At 73.1% G+C, this 18,685-nt stretch carries 16 protein-coding genes; 15 read left to right on the plus strand and 1 reads right to left on the minus strand.

The features are described from left to right. Positions 1-38: 38 nt before the first annotated feature. The 9 genes from OG444_RS28950 to OG444_RS28990 all read left to right on the plus strand — a co-directional run bounded on the left by OG444_RS28950 (position 39) and on the right by OG444_RS28990 (position 10,137). Positions 39-2,426, plus strand: coding sequence for a collagenase (locus OG444_RS28950; RefSeq protein ID WP_327264932.1), 2,388 nt, complete (start codon positions 39-41; stop codon positions 2,424-2,426). Between the two features lie 60 nt (positions 2,427-2,486). Continuing rightward, positions 2,487-3,668: an NAD(P)/FAD-dependent oxidoreductase gene (locus OG444_RS28955; protein WP_327264933.1), complete on the plus strand. Its 1,182-nt coding sequence runs from the start codon at positions 2,487-2,489 to the stop codon at positions 3,666-3,668. Continuing rightward, the gene (locus OG444_RS28960; protein WP_327264934.1) at positions 3,668-3,979 is read left to right on the plus strand and encodes a (2Fe-2S)-binding protein; all 312 of its coding nucleotides are present in this window, start codon (positions 3,668-3,670) and stop codon (positions 3,977-3,979) included. Before OG444_RS28955 ends, OG444_RS28960 begins: the two co-directional genes overlap by 1 nt. After that, positions 3,960-5,384 (plus strand): FAD/NAD(P)-dependent oxidoreductase, encoded by a 1,425-nt coding sequence (locus OG444_RS28965; RefSeq protein WP_327264935.1) that lies wholly within the window; start codon positions 3,960-3,962, stop codon positions 5,382-5,384. Before OG444_RS28960 ends, OG444_RS28965 begins: the two co-directional genes overlap by 20 nt. Positions 5,385-5,459: 75 nt before the next feature. Next, the gene (locus tag OG444_RS28970) at positions 5,460-6,374 is read left to right on the plus strand and encodes a dihydrodipicolinate synthase family protein (protein ID WP_327264936.1); all 915 of its coding nucleotides are present in this window, start codon (positions 5,460-5,462) and stop codon (positions 6,372-6,374) included. Positions 6,375-6,393: 19 nt separating this feature from the next. Further along, positions 6,394-7,398 carry a proline racemase family protein gene (locus OG444_RS28975; protein WP_327264937.1) on the plus strand — a complete coding sequence of 335 codons (1,005 nt, stop codon included), beginning with the start codon at positions 6,394-6,396 and terminating at the stop codon, positions 7,396-7,398. Further along, positions 7,395-8,414, plus strand: coding sequence for a proline racemase family protein (locus OG444_RS28980; protein ID WP_327264938.1), 1,020 nt, complete (start codon positions 7,395-7,397; stop codon positions 8,412-8,414). The genes OG444_RS28975 and OG444_RS28980 overlap by 4 nt, the downstream gene beginning before the upstream one ends. Positions 8,415-8,443: 29 nt before the next feature. Further along, positions 8,444-9,352, plus strand: coding sequence for an ornithine cyclodeaminase family protein (locus tag OG444_RS28985; protein WP_327266967.1), 909 nt, complete (start codon positions 8,444-8,446; stop codon positions 9,350-9,352). Positions 9,353-9,423: 71 nt separating this feature from the next. Then, entirely contained in the window at positions 9,424-10,137 is a 714-nt protein-coding gene (locus tag OG444_RS28990) for a GntR family transcriptional regulator (RefSeq protein ID WP_327264939.1), read from the plus strand. A gap of 12 nt (positions 10,138-10,149) precedes the next feature. On the opposite strand, the gene OG444_RS28995 is transcribed toward OG444_RS28990, so the two are convergent. Beyond that, on the minus strand, positions 10,150-12,198 hold the full coding sequence (locus OG444_RS28995) for a bifunctional metallophosphatase/5'-nucleotidase (protein WP_327264940.1): 2,049 nt from the start codon (positions 12,196-12,198) through the stop codon (positions 10,150-10,152). Between the two features lie 162 nt (positions 12,199-12,360). Between OG444_RS28995 and OG444_RS29000 the strand changes: the two genes are divergently transcribed. From OG444_RS29000 to OG444_RS29025, 6 genes are all read left to right on the plus strand, one after another. Next, positions 12,361-14,103, plus strand: a complete 1,743-nt coding sequence (locus tag OG444_RS29000) for an ABC transporter substrate-binding protein (RefSeq protein ID WP_327264941.1) — start codon at positions 12,361-12,363, stop codon at positions 14,101-14,103. A gap of 23 nt (positions 14,104-14,126) precedes the next feature. Continuing rightward, positions 14,127-15,197 carry an ABC transporter permease gene (locus tag OG444_RS29005; RefSeq protein ID WP_327264942.1) on the plus strand — a complete coding sequence of 357 codons (1,071 nt, stop codon included), beginning with the start codon at positions 14,127-14,129 and terminating at the stop codon, positions 15,195-15,197. Then, on the plus strand, positions 15,194-16,180 hold the full coding sequence (locus tag OG444_RS29010) for an ABC transporter permease (RefSeq protein ID WP_327264943.1): 987 nt from the start codon (positions 15,194-15,196) through the stop codon (positions 16,178-16,180). Before OG444_RS29005 ends, OG444_RS29010 begins: the two co-directional genes overlap by 4 nt. Further along, on the plus strand, positions 16,180-17,190 hold the full coding sequence (locus OG444_RS29015) for an ABC transporter ATP-binding protein (protein WP_327264944.1): 1,011 nt from the start codon (positions 16,180-16,182) through the stop codon (positions 17,188-17,190). Before OG444_RS29010 ends, OG444_RS29015 begins: the two co-directional genes overlap by 1 nt. Next, positions 17,187-18,167, plus strand: a complete 981-nt coding sequence (locus tag OG444_RS29020; protein ID WP_327264945.1) for an ABC transporter ATP-binding protein — start codon at positions 17,187-17,189, stop codon at positions 18,165-18,167. Before OG444_RS29015 ends, OG444_RS29020 begins: the two co-directional genes overlap by 4 nt. Positions 18,168-18,342: 175 nt before the next feature. After that, positions 18,343-18,663 (plus strand): hypothetical protein, encoded by a 321-nt coding sequence (locus OG444_RS29025; protein WP_327264946.1) that lies wholly within the window; start codon positions 18,343-18,345, stop codon positions 18,661-18,663. The last annotated feature ends 22 nt before the right edge of the window (positions 18,664-18,685 follow it).

Consider the following 18,685-nt stretch of genomic DNA (forward strand, 5'->3'; position numbering starts at 1 on the left):
CACCCCCCACTTCACCTCTCTCCAATCAGGAGTTCTCGGTGCTCAAGCACAGAGCTGTGCGCTCTTCCCTTCTCGCCTCCGCCGTAGCCGTGACCCTCCTCGCCGGCGCGGGTCAGGCCGTCACGCAGGCCGCCGAGTCCGCGGCCCCGGCCACCTTCACCGGCGCACAGGCCGCCCCGGCCACCCCCGCCCCCGGCCCCACGGGGAACCCGTTCGACGAGGTCGAGCGCCTGGCCAACCCGAAGGACAACGCCCCGGCGCCCGCCCCGGCCCCCGGCGGGCAGAAGATCGCCGGACAGGTCCCCGGCGCCTCGACGGCCGCCGCCGCGCCCGCCGACGACCTGGAGAAGCGCGGCAGGGCCGCCAAGTCCGTCCCCACTGCGAAGAGCGTCGCCGCGGGCGTCCCCTGCACCCTCGACGGGATCACGAACCTCACCCCCGAGCAGTTCGCCGACTTCCTCGCCGACCAGGCCGTCACCGCCGACGGCTGCCTGCGCGGCCTCATCTGGACCTGGGACGCCCGCCTGACCCCGGTGATGTCGGACGCGCACGTCCAGGCCGTCTCCCGCCGGATATCCAGCCTGGCCGCCGCCCACGACGGCCGTAACTCCTCCCACCTGGAGGAGATGTTCACGTACCTGCACGCGGTCGCCTACCACGACTACTCGCGCACCGAGATCGACGTCACCGACGCCCCCACCGTCGACGCCATGCGCCGCGCCATCGCCGACTTCGGCGCCGCCGCCCACACCTTCGACGCGACGCCCTCCAACGCCCGCACCCTGCGCGAGGCCCTCTACGCCGGCAGCGCGCCCGGCCTGCGCCAGCACCAGCTCGGCCTCATCAAGCAGGTCCTGGCCACCATGGACCCGGCCCACCCGGCCACCCACCACGACGCCGGCTGGGCGGGCGCCGCACTGGCCGCCCTGTCCGTCACCTACCTGGGCGTCTACCCGGGCAACCAGGACGCCGCCTTCCATTCCGCGGTGGCCGCCGACGCCACCTACCGCCAGGCCTTCAAGGCCTTCGCGACCTACACGCACCTCAAGGACACCGGCAACGCCTGGGTGGTGCGCGACGCGCTGAGCGAGTACGCCCGCTTCGGCCAGGTCGAGGGCCTGCGCGACCAGGTCGTCGCCGAGCTCGGCGCGATGCTCGGGCCCGTCAAGGCCGCCTTCGGCAACGGCAGCGAGCCCTGGGCCAAGGTCGTCTCCTGGCTCAACTTCTACGACGCCTGCAAGCCGTACGGGGTGTGCAAGGAGGACATCGAGAAGCAGCTCTTCCCCTACACCTACTCCTACGACAACGGCGCCATCAAGGTCCGCACCGCCCTGGACAGGGCCACGGTCGACCAGCTGTACTACGCGAGCAAGCAGGTGAAGGCCCAGTACCACCGCGTGCTCGGCACCGACCAGCCGCTCGCCGGCGACCCCAACTCCACCCTGAACATCGTGCTCTACGGCTCGCGCGCCGATTACGTGAACTACCACCCGATCCTGACCGGCTACGACACCAACAACGGCGGCATCTACATCGAGAACGGCGCCACCTTCTACACCTACCAGCGCCGCGTCCCGCAGGACTCCTCGCTCACCCTCGAGGAGCTCTTCCGCCACGAGTACACCCACTACCTCAACGGCCGCTTCGCCGTCCCCGGCTTCTTCGGCGAGGGCCCCTGGTACGAGGGCGACCGCACCACCGCCATGGACGAGGGCACGGCCGAGTTCTTCGACGGCGCCACCCGCGACAACGGCATCGCCGTCCGCAAGTCCCTCGTCAAGAGCATCATCAGCGACACGGCCGGCGGCGGCCCGCGGATGAGCGTCGAGCAGCTGCTCAACGCCACGTACGACGGCGACGGCTTCCGCTTCTACAGCTACGCGGGCACCTTCTTCGAGTTCCTGTGGACCGAGAAGCCCGCCCTGCTGCGCGAGATGTACACGCACCTGCGGGCCAACGACGTGGCGGCCTACGACGCCTGGCGCCACCGGACGGGGGCGGACACCTACCTCCAGCGCGACTACGACCGCTTCCTGGACGCGCAGATCGCCAAGGTCGACCAGCTCTTCGTGCCGAACACCACCTTCACCCCGAACGGGCAGCTGCGCGACGCGGCGCTGGCCTCGGTGAAGTCGTCCTTCGCCTCGGCCACGCAGAACACTCCGGACTGTGTGGAGAACGGCGACGCCGCCAAGCGCCGCTTCACCTGTACCGGCCGGATCACCGCGAACCTGAAGAACTGGCGCAGCGACGACCAGGTTTTCAAGGACATGTCGGAGACGGTCGACTACTTCATCCTCGACCGGGCGGGCGCGGCCTCCAACAACCTCGCCGACATGAACTGCTCCTTCGGTCCGGTGGAGATCTGGACCAACAAGGTCGCGGGAACCTCCAGTTACAGCTGTGAGGGTCCCCTCCGCAGCTGACCGGCAGCGCCTTCGGCCCGGCATCTGGGCAGGCCCTAAAGAATGTGACATATTACTGTCGTGCTCAAGAGACACTCCCTGGACGCCGTGATCATCGGCGCCGGCGTCGTCGGGGCGGCCTGCGCGTACTACGCGGCCCGCGCCGGACTCTCCGTGGCCGTGGTCGACCGGGGCCCCGTCGCGGGAGGCACCACCGGCGCCGGCGAAGGCAACCTGCTCGTCTCCGACAAGGAGGCCGGACCCGAACTCGACCTCGCCCTGCTGTCCGCGCGCCTGTGGACCGAGCTCGCCGCGGTCCTCCCGCGGGAGATCGAGTACGAGTCCAAGGGCGGGCTCGTCGTCGCCCCCGACGACAGGACCGTCAAGGCCCTGCGCACCTTCGCGGAGGGCCAGCGCGCCTCCGGCGTCGACGCGGTGGAGGTGGCGGCGGACGCCCTGCACGAACTGGAGCCGCACCTGGCCCCGGGACTGGCGGGCGGCTTCCACTACCCGCAGGACGCCCAGGTCCAGCCCGCGCAGGCGGCGGCCCGGCTGCTGGCCGCGTCGGGCGCCGAGGTCCACCTCGGTGAGGAGGTGACCGGGATCCTGCTGGACCGGGGCGCCGTACGCGGAGTGCGCACGCCGCACCGTGAACTCCTGGCCCCGGCCGTGGTGAACGCGGCCGGCACCTGGGGCGGCCGCATCGCCTCGCTGGCCGGGATCACCCTGCCCGTCCTCCCTCGCCGCGGCTTCGTCCTGGTCACCGAACCCCTGCCGAGGGTGGTCCGGCACAAGGTCTACGCCGCCGACTACATCGCGGACGTCGCCAGCGGCTCGGCCGCCCTGCAGTCCTCGGCGGTGGTCGAGGGCACCCCGTCGGGCCCCGTACTGATCGGCGCCACCCGCGAGCGGGTCGGCTTCGACCGCACCCTCTCGACAGAGGCCCTGCGCCGCCTGGCCGCCCAGGCCGCGGCACTCTTCCCCGTCCTGGCCGACATCCGGGTGATGCGCGCCTACCACGGCTTCCGCCCCTACCTGCCCGACCACCTCCCGGCGATCGGCCCGGACCCGCGGCGCCCCGGGCTGCTGCACGCCTGCGGCCACGAGGGCGCGGGCATCGGCCTGGCCCCCGCGACGGGGCTGCTGATCGCCGCCGCCCTGACGGAGGCCGAACCGCCGCTCCCCGTGCACCCGTTCCGCCCGGAGCGCTTCGCCGCGGACCCGGACCCGGCCGCCTTCGACATCCCCGAGGAGCAGCACTGATGCGCAGCCCCCGCTCGCTGGTCGGCGGCAGCCCGGCAGCCGTGCACGAGATCACCTTCGACGGCCGGGAACTGGCCGCTCAGCCCGGCCAGAGCATCGCCGCCGTGCTCTGGGGCGCCGGCATCCTCGCCTGGCGGACCACCCGCGAGGGCGGCGCCCCGCGCGGCGCGTTCTGCGGGATCGGCAGCTGCTACGACTGCCTCGTCACCGTCAACGGCCGGCCCAACCAGCGCGCCTGTCTGGTCCCGGCCCGGCCCGGGGACACCGTCACCACCCAGGAGGGAACCGGCCGTGCCGACCTCGCCGTCTGAACCCGCCGGCCCCGGCGCCGCCCCCGTGGCCGACCTGGCCGTCGTCGGGGCCGGGCCGGCGGGCCTCGCCGCCGCCGTCACCGCCGCCCGCCTCGGGCTGCGGGTCACCCTCCTCGACGCGGGCGATCGCCCCGGCGGGCAGTACTACCGCCACCCCGCCCCGGGCCTGGGTGCGGCCCGCCCCGAGGCCCTGCACCACGGCTGGGACGGGTTCGCGACCCGCGAAGCCGCCCTGCGCGCCCACGAGTCGGCCGGCCGGATCCGCCACCTCGCGGGCCACCACGTCTGGACGGTGCTCCCGCACGAGGACGCCTGGATCCTGCACGCCGTGGCCGGCCACGCCCCCGAGGAGCGGGCCGCGACCGTCACCGCCCGCGCCGTGCTCATCGCCACCGGCGCCTACGAGAGGCAACTGCCCTTCCCCGGCTGGACCCTGCCCGGGGTGGTCGGGGCCGGCGGGGCGCAGGCCATGCTCAAGGGCGGGCTGGTGCTGCCGGGCAGGCGGGTGGTCGTCGCCGGGAGCGGGCCGCTGCTGCTCGCCGTCGCCGGATCGCTCGCCGCCGCCGGAGCCGCCGTGCCCGCCGTGGTGGAGGCCGCCGCCTACACCGCGTACGCCGGCCGGCTGCCCGCCCTGCTGCGCAATCCCGGCAAGCTCGTCGAGGCCGCGGGCTACGGCGGGGCGCTCGCCCGCCACCACGTCCGGCTCCTGACCCGCCGCGCCGTCACCGAGGCGCACGGCACCGACCGGGTCGAGGCCGTCACCGTGGCCCGGCTCGACCGGAACTGGCGTCCGCTGCCCGGCACGGCACGCCGGATCCCCTGCGACGCCCTCGCGGTGGGCCACGGGCTCGTGCCCCAGCTGGAACTGGCCACCAACCTCGGCTGCGCCACCCGGCCCGCCCCCGACGGCACCGTCGCCCTCGTCCTGGACGCCGGGCAGCGGACCTCCGTCCCCGGCATCTGGTCGGCGGGCGAGACCGGCGGCATCGGCGGGGCCCAACTGGCCATGATCGAGGGGGAACTGGCCGCGCACTCCGTGGCGGGGGCACGGCCCGCCCCCCGGCTGATCCGGAGCCGTGCGCGGCTGCGCGCCTTCGCCGACGCGATGGCCGCCGCCCACCGCCCCGGCGAGGGCTGGACCGGCTGGCTCCGCGACGACGCCGTCGTCTGCCGCTGCGAGGAGGTGCCGGCCGGGCGGATCCGCGAGGCCACGGACGACCTCGGCGCGCGTGACGCCCGTACCGTCAAACTTCTCACCCGGGCCGGGATGGGCTGGTGCCAGGGCCGGATGTGCGGTCCCGCCGTCGCGGCCCTGGCCGGAGAGGGGCCCGCGCCCGACCGGCGGCCGCTGTCCTGCCCGGTGCCCCTGCGCCACCTCGCCGAACTTCCGCCCGCCGGGCACTGATCGGGTGCCTGTGGCCCTTGTGGCCGCACCACACCCACTAGTAAAATGTCACACACCACTCTAGGGAGCTCTCACATGACCCACGCGCACACCCCCGCGCCCCGCACCCGCCCCTGGCACGGAATCATGGTCGCCACCGCGCTCCCGCTGCGCGAGGACCTCACCGTCGACCACGACGCCTACGCCGAACACGTGGCCTGGCTGATCGCCAACGGCTGTGACGGCGTGGTCCCCAACGGCTCCCTCGGGGAGTACCAGACCCTCACCGAGGAGGAACGGGCGCGCGTCGTGCGCACCGCCGTCGAGGCGGCCGGCGACGGCGACCGCGTCATGCCCGGCGTCGCCGCCTACGGCAGCGCCGAGGCCCGCCGCTGGGCCGATCAGGCCGCCGAGGCCGGAGCCGGCTCCGTCCTGCTGCTGCCCCCCAACGCCTTCCGGGCCGACGAGGACGCCGTACGCGCCCACTACGCCGAGGTCGCCCGCGCCGGGCTGCCCGTCGTCGCGTACAACAACCCCATCGACACCAAGGTGGACCTGACCCCGGCCCTGCTCGCCCGGCTCCACGCCGACGGTTCCATCGTCGCCGTCAAGGAGTTCAGCGGCGACGTGCGCCGCGCCTACGAGATCGCCGAACTCGCCCCCGGCCTCGACCTGCTCATCGGCGCCGACGACGTCCTGCTCGAACTCGCCCTCGCGGGCGCCGTCGGCTGGATCGCCGGCTACCCCAACGCGCTCCCGAACTCCTGCGCGCGCCTTTACCGGGCCGCCGTCGCAGGAGACCTGGAGACCGCCCTGCCGCTCTACAAGTCCCTGCACTCGCTGCTGCGCTGGGACTCCAAGACCGAGTTCGTCCAGGCCATCAAGCTCTCCATGGACCTGGCCGGGCGCCCCGGCGGCGCCACCCGCCCGCCCCGTTTCCCGCTCACCGGCGAGACCGAGGCCGCCGTCCGCGCCGCCACCGAGAAGGCCCTCGCCGAGGGCCTCAACTAGTCACCGGGGGGAATCCGGAATGCGTACGCGCCACGTCTACCACGCGGTGGACTCGCACACCGAGGGCATGCCGACCAGGGTCATCACCGGGGGAGTCGGGGTGATCCCCGGCGCCACCATGGCCGAGAAGCGGCTCCACTTCATCGAGCACATGGACCACGTCCGGACCCTGCTCATGTACGAGCCGCGCGGGCACTCCGCGATGAGCGGCGCCATCCTGCAGCCCCCGACCCGCCCGGACGCCGACTACGGCGTCCTCTACATCGAGGTGTCGGGCCTGCTCCCCATGTGCGGGCACGGCACCATCGGGGTCGCCACCGTCCTCGTCGAGACCGGCATGGTGCCGGTCGTCGAGCCCGTCACCACCGTCCGGCTCGACACCCCGGCCGGGCCGGTGAGCGTCGACGTACGCGTCGAGGACGGTGCGGCCACCGCCGTCACCCTCACCAACGTCCCCTCCTTCAGCGTCGGCCTCGACCTCAAGGCCGACGTCCCCGGCTTCGGCACGGTCACCTACGACCTGGCCTACGGCGGCAACTTCTACGCCTTCGTCGAACTCGACGCTCTGGGCCTGCCCTTCGACCGCGCCCGTAAGGACGACCTGATCGCCGCCGGACTCGCGGTGATGGACGCGATCAACGCCGGCCCGGACCGGCCCGTCCACCCCGAGAACCCCTCCATCGCCGGGGTCAAGCACGTCTACCTGACCGCCCCCGGCTCCGACGCCCGCCGCAGCCGGCACGCCATGGCCATCCACCCCGGCTGGTTCGACCGCTCGCCCTGCGGTACGGGCACCAGTGCGCGGATGGCCCAGCTGCACGCCCGCGGCCTGCTGGAACTCGGCACGGACTTCGTCAACGAGTCCTTCATCGGCACCGAGTTCACCGGCCGGCTGGTCGGCGGGACCACCGTCGGCGGGCTCCCCGCCGTGGTCCCCACCGTCACCGGCCGGGCCTGGATCACCGGCACCGCCCAGTACTTCCTCGACCCGACCGACCCCTTTCCCGGAGGCTTCCTCCTGTGATCACCGTCCGCACGGTGGACTACCACACCGCCGGCGAGCCCTTCCGGATCGTCGATTCCGGCGCCGCGGGAATGCCACCGGTCCCCGGGGACACCGTCGCCGAGCGCTGCGCCACCGTCATCGGCCCGGGGGGCTCGGGGACCGCCCCGCGCCGGGGCGCGCTGGACGACGTACGGCGCCTGCTCGTGCAGGAGCCGCGCGGACACGCCGGGATGTACGGGGGGTTCGTGGTCCCCCCGGACGACGACGGGGCCCACTTCGGCGTGCTGTTCTGGCACAAGGACGGCTACTCCACCGCCTGCGGACACGGCACCATGGCCCTCGGCGTCTGGGCCGTGGAGAGCGGGCGCGTGGCCGCCCCGGACGACGGGGACGCCCCGGTGCGCATCGACGTACCGTCCGGGCGGGTCACCGCCACCGTGCACCGCGGCGGGGGCCGCACCACCGGGGTCACCTTCCGCAACGTCCCTGCCCGGGTGGGCGCCCGCAAGGTCCCCGTCGCCACCTCGCTCGGGCTCGCCGACGTGGACATCGCCCACGCCGGGGCCTGTTACGCCTCGGTCCGCGCCCGCGACCTCGGCCTGGACGTCTCCCGGGCGGCGCTGCCCGCCCTGGTGCGGGCCGGACAGGAGATCAGGGCGGCGCTGGCCACTCATCCCGCCACCTGGCACCCGGGCGGCCCGCTGCTGTCCGGGATCTACGGGGTGATCCTCCACGAGGAGCTGCCCGACACCCCGTTCGGGCCGCACCAGCGCAACGTCACCGTCTTCGCCGACGGGCAGATCGACCGCTCGCCCTGCGGCTCGGGCACCTCGGCGCGGCTCGCGCTGCTCGCCGAGGACGGGCGGATCGGCCCGGGGGAGGACCTGCTGCACGAGTCGGTAGCCGGCACGGTGTTCACGGGGCGGATGCTGGACGGCGGGGTCACCGAGGTCAGTGGCACCGCCCACCGCACCGGTGAGCACGCCTTCGTGATGGACCCGCACGACGCGCTCGGCGCCGGGTTCCTCCTGTGACGGACATCCCCCGGCTGGGCGCCGGGCGGATGGCCGCACTGATCACGCCGGCCGCGGCCGCCGACGCCGTGGCCGCCGCCCTGCTCGGCGGCCTCGACCCGGAGAGCTGCCCGCCGCGTTCCGCGATCGGGGTGCCCGGCGGGGGCGAACTGCTGCTGATGCCGGCCGCGTCCGGCGCGTACGCCGGGGTGAAGATCGCCGGGGTTGCGCCGGGCAACCCGGCCCGCGGGCTGCCCCGGATCACCGGCTCCTACCTCCTGCTGGACGGGCCCACCCTGCGCCCGCTGGCCCTGCTCGACGGGGCGGCGCTGACCACCCTGCGCACCCCGGCGGTCTCCGCCCTCGCCCTGCGCCACCTGGCGCCGGCCGGCCGGCCGTTGCGGCTGGTGCTCTTCGGCTCCGGGCCGCAGGCGTACGGGCACCTGGAAGCAACCTCGGCCGTACGGGAGCTGGCCGAGGTGGTGGTGGTCGCCCGTGACGCCGCGGGCGCCGAGCGGCTCGCCGCGCACGCCCGGACGCTGGGCCCGCGCGCCCGGACCGGCACCCCGAAAGAGGTGGCGGACGCCGATCTGGTGATCTGCTGCACCACGGCCCGCGAACCGCTCTTCGACGGCGGGCTGGTCGGCGCGGGCGCCACCGTCGTCGCGGTCGGATCGCACGAACCGACGGCCCGGGAGACGGACACCGCCCTTGTGCGACGGGCGGCGGTGTACGTGGAGTCCCGGGCGGCGGCCCTGCGGGAGGCCGGGGACCTCCTCGTCCCGGAGGCCGAGGGGGCGATCGGGCCCGGTCACATCACCGGCACCCTCGCCGATCTGGTCGGCGGGCGGATGCCCGCGGGCGGGCCGCGGAGTTGTCCACAGCTCTTCAAGAGTGTGGGCATGGCCTGGGAAGATCTCGCTGTGGCGGTCGCGCTCTACGAGGCCGCCGGAGTGTGAGCAGCGCAACGTGACATTGTACGCTGGTCCTCTCCTCGTCGGTCGTGTACGGGGGTCTCGGAGGAAATGCAATGGGTGACCTGAAGCAGCACAGTCTCATCAAGGCCCAGGAACGCCTCCGCGACCAGGTCGGCCACGCACTCCGAGCCGCGCTGATAGCGGGAGAGCTGCGCCCCGGGAGCGTCTACTCGGCTCCGGGTCTCGCGGCCGAACTCGGCGTCTCGGCCACACCGGTGCGCGAGGCCATGCTGGACCTGGCCCGGGAGGGCCTCGTCGAGCCCGTCCGCAACAAGGGCTTCCGCATCACCGAGGTCAGCGAGCGCGACCTGGACCAGTTCACCGAACTGCGCACCATGATCGAGGTGCCGACCATCGGCCGGATCACGAAGATCGCCACGGCCGAACAGCTGGAGGCGCTGCGTCCCATCGCCGAGGAGATCGTCACCAGCGCGCGCGAGCACAACCTGATCGGCTACCTGGAGGCCGACCGCCGCTTCCACCTGTCGCTGCTGGCTCTCGCGGGCAACGACCGGCTGGTGGAGACCGTCGGCGACCTGCGCAAGCGCTCCCGGCTGTACGGCCTGACCGGCCTGGACGAGGCCGGCAAGCTGGTCTCCTCCGCGCAGGAGCACATCGAACTGCTCGACCTGATGCTCAGCGGCGACGCCGAGGCGGCACAGGAGTGCATGCTCCGCCACCTCGGCCACGTCCGCTCCCTCTGGGCCCAGGGCCGCGACGAACCGGTCGGCCGTGTCCCCGGGGGCCTCGGCTCGGGCGTCCAGTAGCCTCCGGGGCGATCAGCAGGGGGCACGGCCCCCGCCGCGGACCGGCTGCGGCCGGTCCGCGGAAATGATCGCCGCCTCCGGGCGCGGCACGGGCGTGCCGTCGGGCAGGAGCAGGACCGGCGGGTCCACCACGGTCCCCACGTCGGCCGCCGCGCCGCTCGTGTTCGCCGCCGTGACCCGCCCCCGGGGCGGCGGCGTCAGCACCGCCGTCTCGCGGACGTACGCGACGAAGCTCTCGAAGTCGCGCTGGTGCCGGTAGGGCTCACGGAAATCGGAGAGCGCCGGGTAGCCGTCGCTCGCGAGGAGCGTGTACGAGGGCGCCGCGAGCCGGTAACTGCCGCCGAGATCGAGCGGGTTGCCGTCGATGAACACCTCCTCGGGGTGCACCCGGTCCCCGGCCGGCCCCTGCGCGTCGAAGCTGTAGCGGACGTTGCGGGAGACGGCCAGGGGAGCGAAGCGCAGCTCGCCGTCCTCCGTCGTCGTCCACTGTTCCTCCAGGGCGTCGTGGATCCGCTGCCCGGTCACCCACGCGCTGACGACCGGGTCACCGAACCCGAGGGCCCGCCAGGCGCTGCCGAAGGTGACGGCGCCGTCCGAGGCCGCGTCCAGGACCAGGTCCCCGGCGATGACCGTCTGGCCGACCCGCGGCGCGGCTGCGACCACGGCGAGCTGGGCCGGGACGTTGGGGTGGATGTTGCCGTCGTTCTCGGGATCGGCGGGCCGGCTGCCCGCCCACAGCGCCCAGTCGGCGGCCAGATTGCCCATGGTGCTCTCGCCCGCCGCATTCCGGGCCCGCAGGAACGAGCCGGTCTGCCGTCCGATCCGGGTCCGGTCGCGCTCGGCCGCCTGCCCCGCCCAGTGGTCGACGACCTCCTGCAGCCCCGGATGAGGGGCGATGTCACGGGTGTTGGGGTGGTTGGTGGAGACGGTCAGTTCCCGGACCACCCGGCCGGTGAGCGGGTCCAGCCGCAGGCTGATCTCGTTGATGATCTGGCCGTAGCAGCCCGCCTCGACGAATGGGCGGGGGACTCCGTTCGGATCGGGGACCATCATGTTGAAGCGGGTGTGCCAGTGCCCGGTGACGATCGCGTCGATGTCCGGGGAGACCCGCAGCGCGAGGTCGAGGGCCGGCCCCGAGGGCGCGGAGCCGCTGTTGAAGTCCGCGCCCGCGACCGCCCCGTCGTGCAGGCTGAGCACGATCGCGTTCACTCCCTGCGCCTTCAGCAGCGCGGCGCAGCGATCGGCGGTGGCGACCTCGTCCAGGGTGGCGAGGCCCGGCTGGAAGGAACCGGGGAAGCGTTCGCTGCCCAGGGCGGTGAGGTGGATGAAACCGATCGGCAGCTCCCGGCCGTCGGCCGTGCGGACCTGTTCGACGTGGTAGGCGGGCAGGACCGTACGGCCGTCCGCGCCCCAGACGAGGTTGGCGCTGTAGTAGCGGAAGTCGGCGCCGTGGAAGCGCAGGCCCGAGGAGTCGGTGAAGGAGTGGTCGCGGCCCTCGACGGGGAAGGGGACACCCTGCTCCATGTGCCGCTGGAGCATTGCGGGGGACTTGTCGAACTCGTGGTTGCCGGCCGTGGCGAAGTCGAGCCCCATCCGGTTGAGGGCCTCGATGGTCGGCTCGTCCGCGAAGGCCGCGGCGTCGAACTCCCAGCCGGAGAAGGCGTCCCCGGGGGTGAAGAAGAGCGAGTTGGGGCGCCCCGCACGGAGCCGTTCGAGGTGCGCGGCCATATGGGCGACGCCTCCGACGGTGTGGCTCCGGCCGCCATTGCCGATGATGACGGAGTTGCTCCCGGGGGCGCCCTGCAGGAAGCCGTGCAGGTCGGTGATGCTGAGCAGCTGGACGTCGACGTACTCGACGGCGGTGACGGCGTCCCGGCCGGCGGCGGTGGCCCGTGCGGGAACCCCGAGGGCGAAGGTCGCCGCCGCCGCTCCCGCGGCGGTGAGGAAGTCCCGCCGCCCGGGCTCCCGCCGGTCCGGCTCCCCTCGCCCCGGATCCCGCCGGTCCGGCGTCCGGCTTGGTGAACTCCTGCTCCGCTGCGCGGCCTTGGCCTGCGTGATCACACCCGGCATGCTCCCGCCCGCCGGGCCGGGTGTCGCGCCGACGCGCCGACCAGTCGTTCGGGACACGGCTGGATAACGGCGCGGCCAACCCCTTGTCAGTGCAATTTCACATTACTATGTTACCGGTCACATCCTAGAGCGCGGCCCTTCACTGGAGTGACCATGACCAAGCGCACCCAACTCGCCCTCGCCACCGCCCTGGTGGCAGCTCTCGCACTCGGCGCCTCGGGCTGCTCCGGCACCACGAAGGGCTCGGCCGACGCGGGCGCCTCCAACCCCGCGGCCGCCAACGACGGCAAGATCCTCGGCGGTACCCCGGCCAAGGGCGGCACCCTCACCGTCCTGTCCAACCAGGACTTCGCGCACCTAGACCCGGCCCGCAACTGGACCATGCCGACCATGGACTTCGGCACCCGGCTGCTCTACCGCACGCTCGTCACCTTCAAGGCCGAGCCCGGCAAGGCCGGCAGCGAACTGGTCCCCGACCTCGCCACCGACCTCGGCACCCCAACCAACGGAGGCCGCACCTGGACCTTCACCCTCAAGGAGGGCGTCAAGTACGAGGACGGCACGCCGGTCAGGGCCCAGGACGTCAAGTACAACGTCGAGCGCTCCTTCAGCCCCGACCTCACCGGCGGCCCCGATTACGCCGCCCAGTACCTCGCCGGGACCGAGGGCTACAAGGGCCCGCTCCAGGGGCAGCACCTGGACTCCGTCAAGACGCCCGACGACCGCACGATCGTCTTCGAACTGAAGCGTCCCGTCGCCGAGTTCTCCGCGACCGCCACCCTGCCGACCTTCGCCCCCGTGCCCCAGTCCCAGGAGAAGGGCACCCAGTACGACGCCCGCCCGTTCTCCTCCGGCCCGTACAAGATCGAGTCGTACGACCGCGACAAGAAGCTGGTCCTGGTCCGCAACGAGCACTGGGACGCGAAGACCGACACCGTCCGCAAGGCCTACCCGGACAGGTTCGTGGTCGTCATGGGCCTCAAGGGCGGCCAGATCGACGACCGGATCATCGCCGGCGAGGGCGCCGACGCCTCCGCCGTCCAGTACTCCGACATGCGCCCCGAGAGCGCCCCCAAGGTGCTCCCCAAGCCGGACGTCAAGGCCCGGCTGCTCGCCGAGTCCCAGGGCTGCACGGAGATGCTCCACCTGAACAACTCCCGCGCCCCCTTCAACGACCCCAAGGTCCGCGAGGCCATGCAGTACGCGGTGGACAAGGAGGCCGTGGTCACCGCGGGCGGCGGCCCGGCCCTCAACGAGATCGCCACCGCCTACCTGCCCCCGGCCCTCTCCGGCGGCAAGCAGGCCGACGTCCTGAAGATCGCCCCGGCCGGCGACCCGGCCAAGGCCAAGGAACTCCTCAAGGCCGCCGGCAAGGAAACCCTGAAGGTGTCCCTCTCCGTCTCCACCGGCGACAAGGGCAAGGCGGAGGCCATCCAGCAGGGCCTGTCCCGCGCGGGCATCGAGGTCGTCATCGACACCGTCGACCCGGGCGCCTACTACGACGTCATCGGCGACCTCTCCACCACCCCCGACATGACCCTCACCGGCTGGTGCCCCGACTACCCGTCGGGCTCCACCTGGATCCCCTTCGTCTTCGACGGACGCACCATCAAGGACAAGGGCAACCAGGGCAACTACAGCCAGTTCCGCGACGAGGCGACCATGAAGCGGATCGACGAGATCAACGCCATGGCCGACGCCAAGGAGGCCAACCAGGCCTGGATCGACCTCGACGCGGCCCTGATGGCCAAGTCCCCGAACGTCCCGCTCCTCCTGGAACGCAAGCCGCTCCTCGTCGGCACCAACATCGCGGGCGCCTTCGGCCACCCCGTGTGGACCGGCACCGTCGACTACGCGACCGTCGGTCTCAAGGACCCCGCGAAGAGCCAGGGCTGAGGAAGCCGGAGGCCTGCGACACCATGACCACCACCGCACCGGTCCCGGACGACCGGGCACCCCTTAGCCCCGACGGCACCCCGGCCACTGATGCCGCACGGGCCCCGGGCAGCGGCGCACCAGCCCCCGGCGCAGCCCCTGCCCCCGGCACGGCCTCAGCCCCCGAAGCCGCCACGGTCCGGCCCGCGGCAGCGCCCGGCAGCAGCCCCTGGCAGCTCGCCCGGCGGGAACTCCGCCGCCGCCCCGCCGTCCGCGTCAGCCTCGGCGTCGTCCTGCTCTTCGTCCTCATGGCCGTGACCGCCCCCTGGCTGGGCGCCCTCGGCGGCTGGTCCCCGAACGAGTTCGACAAGACCGCCATCGACCCCTACCTCGGGGGCCAGCCGCTCGGCGCCCTCGGCGGGATCAGCTCCGAGCACTGGCTCGGCGTCGAACCCGTCACCGGCCGCGACCTGTACGCCCGGGTGATCCACGGCGCGCAGGTCTCCCTCCTGATCGCCTTCGCCGCCACCGCCATCGTCGTGGTCGCCGGCACCGCCGCCGGGATCGCCGCCGGCTACTTCGGCGGCCGCACCGACGCGGCCCTGTCCCGGCTCATGGACCTGACCATGTCCTTCCCCTCGCTGATCTTCATGATCGCGATGCTGTCCGTGGCCAAGGACGTCAACCGGATCGTCCTCATGACCACCGTCATCGGAGTGTTCGGCTGGCCCGGCGTCGCCCGCGTGGTCCGCGGCCAGACCCTCTCCCTCAAGCACCGCGAGTACGTCGACGCCGCCCGCGTGGGCGGTTCCGGGCCCTGGCGGATCCTGACCCGCGACATCCTCCCGGGCGTCTCGGGCCCCGTCATCGCCTACACCACCCTGCTGATCCCCGGAATGATCAGCACCGAGGCCGCCCTCAGCTACCTCGGCGTCGGCGTCCGCCCGCCCACCCCCTCCTGGGGCCAGATGATCGCCGAGTCCGTGGCCTACTACGAGACCGACCCCATGTACTTCGTCATCCCCAGCGTCTTCCTCTTCCTCGCCGTGCTCGCCTTCACCCTGCTCGGCGACGCCCTGCGCGACATCCTCGACCCGAGGGGCGGCCGCAGTTGATCCTCTACCTCGCCCGCCGGCTGCTCGCCCTCGCCGGCGTGCTCCTCGCCATCGCCGCCGTCACCTTCCTCATCTTCTACGTCCTGCCCTCCGACCCGGCCGCGGCCGCCTGCGGCAAGACCTGCAGCGCCGAACGCCTGGCCGACGTACGGGCGTACCTCGGCCTCGACCAGCCCCTGTGGCGCCAGTTCACCGACTTCCTCACCGGCATCTTCACCGGCCGCACCCTCGGCACCGGCCAGTACGCCGTCGACTGCGACTTCCCGTGCCTGGGCTACAGCTACGAGAACTCGCTGCCCGTCTGGGACCTCCTGACGGACCGGCTCCCGGTCTCCGCCTCCCTCGCCTTCGGCGCCGCCGCGCTCTGGCTGGTCCTCGGCCTCGGCGCCGGGGTCACCGCCGCCCTGCGCAAGGACACCGCCACCGACAAGGCCCTGATGGTCGGCGCCGTCGCCGCCGCCTCCCTGCCCGTGTACTTCACCTCCGTGATGCTCATCTACGGGGTCATCCGCATCGCCGGTCTCCTGCCCTACCCCACCTACCAGGCCTTCACCGACAATCCGCTCGCCTGGGCCTCGAACCTGGCCCTGCCCTGGATCGCGCTCGCCCTGCTCTACGCCGCCATGTACGCGCGCCAGAGCCGCGGCTCGATGATCGAGGCGATGGCCGAGCCGTACATCCGCACCGCCCGTGCCAAGGGCATGCCCGAGCGCACGGTCGTCGTCAAACACGGGCTCCGCTCCGGCATGACCCCGATCCTGACCATCTTCGGCATGGACCTCGGCGGGCTGCTCGCCGGAGCCGTCATCACCGAGTCCATCTTCGGACTCCCGGGCATCGGGCGGCTGTTCTACGGCGCCCTGGTCAACTCCGACCAGCCCGTGGTCCTCGGCGTCACCCTGCTCGCCGCCTTCTTCATCGTCGTCGCCAACCTCCTCGTCGACCTCCTGTACGCCGTCATCGACCCGAGAGTGAGGTACTGATGGCAGCCGACACCGCCGCTCCGCTCCTCGAAGTACGAGATCTGCGCGTCACGTTCACCACCGGGCGCGGGGCCGTACGGGCCGTCGACTCGATCGGCTTCACCGTCGAGGCCGGACGCACCCTCGGCATCGTCGGCGAGTCCGGCTCCGGCAAGTCCGTCACCTCGCTCGCCGTCATGGGACTGCACCGGGGCCCGGTCGAGGTCAGCGGCTCCGTGGCGCTGGCCGGACGCGAGCTGACCGGGCTCCCGGAGCGCGAGCTGTCCAAGGTCCGCGGCCGCCGGATGGCGATGATCTTCCAGGACCCGCTCTCCAGCCTGCACCCCTACTACACGGTCGGCGAGCAGATCGCCGAGCACTTCCGGGTGCACTTCAAGGCCGGCCGGGCCGCAGCCCGCAGGCGCGCCGTCGACATGCTCGGCGAGGTCGGCATCCCGGAACCGGCCCGTCGCGCGGGGGAGTACCCGCACCAGTTCTCCGGCGGCATGCGCCAGCGCGCGATGATCGCCATGGCGCTGGCCTGCGAGCCTGACCTGCTGATCGCCGACGAGCCGACCACCGCCCTGGACGTCACCGTGCAGGCGCAGATCCTCGAGCTGATCGCCCGGCTCCAGCAGGAGCGCGGACTCGGCGTCGTGATGATCACCCACGACCTGGGTGTCGTCGCCCGCGTCGCCCACGAGGTGCTCGTCATGTACGGCGGCCGGGCCGCCGAACACGCACCGGCCGACGAGCTGTTCGCCGACCCCGCCCACCCCTACACCCGGGGCCTGCTCGACTCGCTGCCCCGCCTGGACACCGCCGACGACGTCCCCCTGCCCTTCATCCCCGGCTCGCCGCCCTCCCTGCTCACGCCCGCCCCCGGCTGCGCCTTCGCCCCGCGCTGCCCGAGGGCGGCCGCGCGCTGCACCGACGTACGGCCCGAACCGGCGGCGTACGGGGACGGACCCGCGCGGACCGTGGCCTGCCACTTCGCCGGGGACCGCACCGCCCAGGAGGCGGCCCGATGACCGAGACCGCAACGCCCCTGCTGTCCGTACAGGACCTGACCATGACCTTCCCCGGCCGGCGATCCGTGACCGGGCGCCGGGGGGCGCCCGTGCGCGCCGTCGACGGGGTGTCCTTCGACCTGGCGGCCGGGCAGACCCTCGGCCTGGTCGGGGAGTCGGGGTGCGGCAAGTCCACCACCGGCCGGATGCTCGTGCGGCTGCTGGAGCCCACGTCGGGCCGGGTCGCCTTCGAGGGCAAGGACATCAGCCGCCTCTCCCCGTCCGCGATGCGCCCGCTGCGCAAGCACATCCAGATGGTCTTCCAGGACCCCCACTCCTCTCTCAACCCCCGCCAGACCGTGGCCCGGATCATCTCCGACCCGCTGCTGGTGCAGGGCTGGAGCGCGGGCGATGCCCGCCGGCGGGCCGCCGAGCTGATGGAGCTCGTCGGACTGATCCCCGAACACATCGACCGCTACCCGCACGAGTTCTCCGGGGGCCAGGCCCAGCGCATCGGCATCGCCCGCTCGCTGTCCACCAGCCCCCGGCTGATCGTCGCCGACGAGCCGGTCTCCGCGCTGGACGTCTCCGTCCAGGCCCAGATCGTCAACCTGATGGAACGGCTGCGGGCCGAACTCGGCCTCGCCTACGTGTTCATCGCCCACGACCTGTCGGTGGTCAAACGGGTCAGCGACCGGGTCGCCGTCATGTACCTCGGCAGGATCGTCGAGATCGGGGACAAGAAGTCCCTCTACGAGGACCCGCAGCACCCGTACACCCGGGCGCTGTTGTCCGCCGTCCCGCTGCCCGACCCGGCGGCGGAACGGCGGCGGGAGCGGATCGTGCTGCTCGGCGACCCGCCGAGCCCGGCCGCTCCACCCCCGGGCTGCACCTTCCACCCGCGCTGCCCCAAGGCCCAGCAGCTCTGCCGCACGGAGCGCCCGCTCCTGCGTCTTGCCGCCTCCCGCGAGGTGGCCTGTCACTTCCCGGGGAACTGACGGGACCCACGGGAGGAAGCGGCGCCCCGGGGACAAAGACGTCCCCGGGGCGCCGCCGCGTAGGCTCGTCCGCATGGATGACACCGGGCCGGCCCTGCCCCGGCTGTGACTCCGGGCGCCGCCAAGGGCATTCGGCATTCGGTCCACGACATCGAGGAAACGAGGCGCGCGCCGCATGACCGAGCAGATACCGAGGAGCATCCGGGGCGGTCCGTTGGTGACAGTCGTAGCGGCGGTCCTCCTGCTGCTGCTGCACACCGCTGCGGGCTTCTTCGTCCTCGGTGCGCTGCTCACTGAGTCCGAAGGACCCTGGGATCGTACGGTGACGGGCACCGCGCGGCTGATGGCGGGGCTCGGGCTGGTGGTGGAGCTGGTGGCCCTTGCGGGGACGGCGGCCGGTGTGAACACGGGCCGGCTGCGGCGTTGGTGGTACGCACCGGTGGCGGTGCTGGTCGTCATCGCCCTGGTGCGCATCGTGTTCGCCCCGCAGCCCTGACCGCCCCGCCGGCGGGGCGGTC

The organism is Streptomyces sp. NBC_01232, assembly GCF_035989885.1.
Taxonomy (GTDB): Bacteria; Actinomycetota; Actinomycetes; order Streptomycetales; family Streptomycetaceae; genus Streptomyces.

What these genes read in the sequence shown, in the direction of transcription:
- OG444_RS28960 (WP_327264934.1), top strand. Translation starts at nt 3,668, where the DNA reads ATGCGCAGCCCCCGCTCGCTGGTCGGCGGCAGCCCGGCAGCCGTGCAC.
- OG444_RS28970 (WP_327264936.1), top strand. Translation starts at nt 5,460, where the DNA reads ATGACCCACGCGCACACCCCCGCGCCCCGCACCCGCCCCTGGCACGGA.
- OG444_RS28975 (WP_327264937.1), top strand. Translation starts at nt 6,394, where the DNA reads ATGCGTACGCGCCACGTCTACCACGCGGTGGACTCGCACACCGAGGGC.
- OG444_RS28985 (WP_327266967.1), top strand. Translation starts at nt 8,444, where the DNA reads ATGGCCGCACTGATCACGCCGGCCGCGGCCGCCGACGCCGTGGCCGCC.
- OG444_RS28990 (WP_327264939.1), top strand. Translation starts at nt 9,424, where the DNA reads ATGGGTGACCTGAAGCAGCACAGTCTCATCAAGGCCCAGGAACGCCTC.
- OG444_RS29000 (WP_327264941.1), top strand. Translation starts at nt 12,361, where the DNA reads ATGACCAAGCGCACCCAACTCGCCCTCGCCACCGCCCTGGTGGCAGCT.
- OG444_RS29005 (WP_327264942.1), top strand. Translation starts at nt 14,127, where the DNA reads ATGACCACCACCGCACCGGTCCCGGACGACCGGGCACCCCTTAGCCCC.
- OG444_RS29015 (WP_327264944.1), top strand. Translation starts at nt 16,180, where the DNA reads ATGGCAGCCGACACCGCCGCTCCGCTCCTCGAAGTACGAGATCTGCGC.
- OG444_RS29020 (WP_327264945.1), top strand. Translation starts at nt 17,187, where the DNA reads ATGACCGAGACCGCAACGCCCCTGCTGTCCGTACAGGACCTGACCATG.
- OG444_RS29025 (WP_327264946.1), top strand. Translation starts at nt 18,343, where the DNA reads ATGACCGAGCAGATACCGAGGAGCATCCGGGGCGGTCCGTTGGTGACA.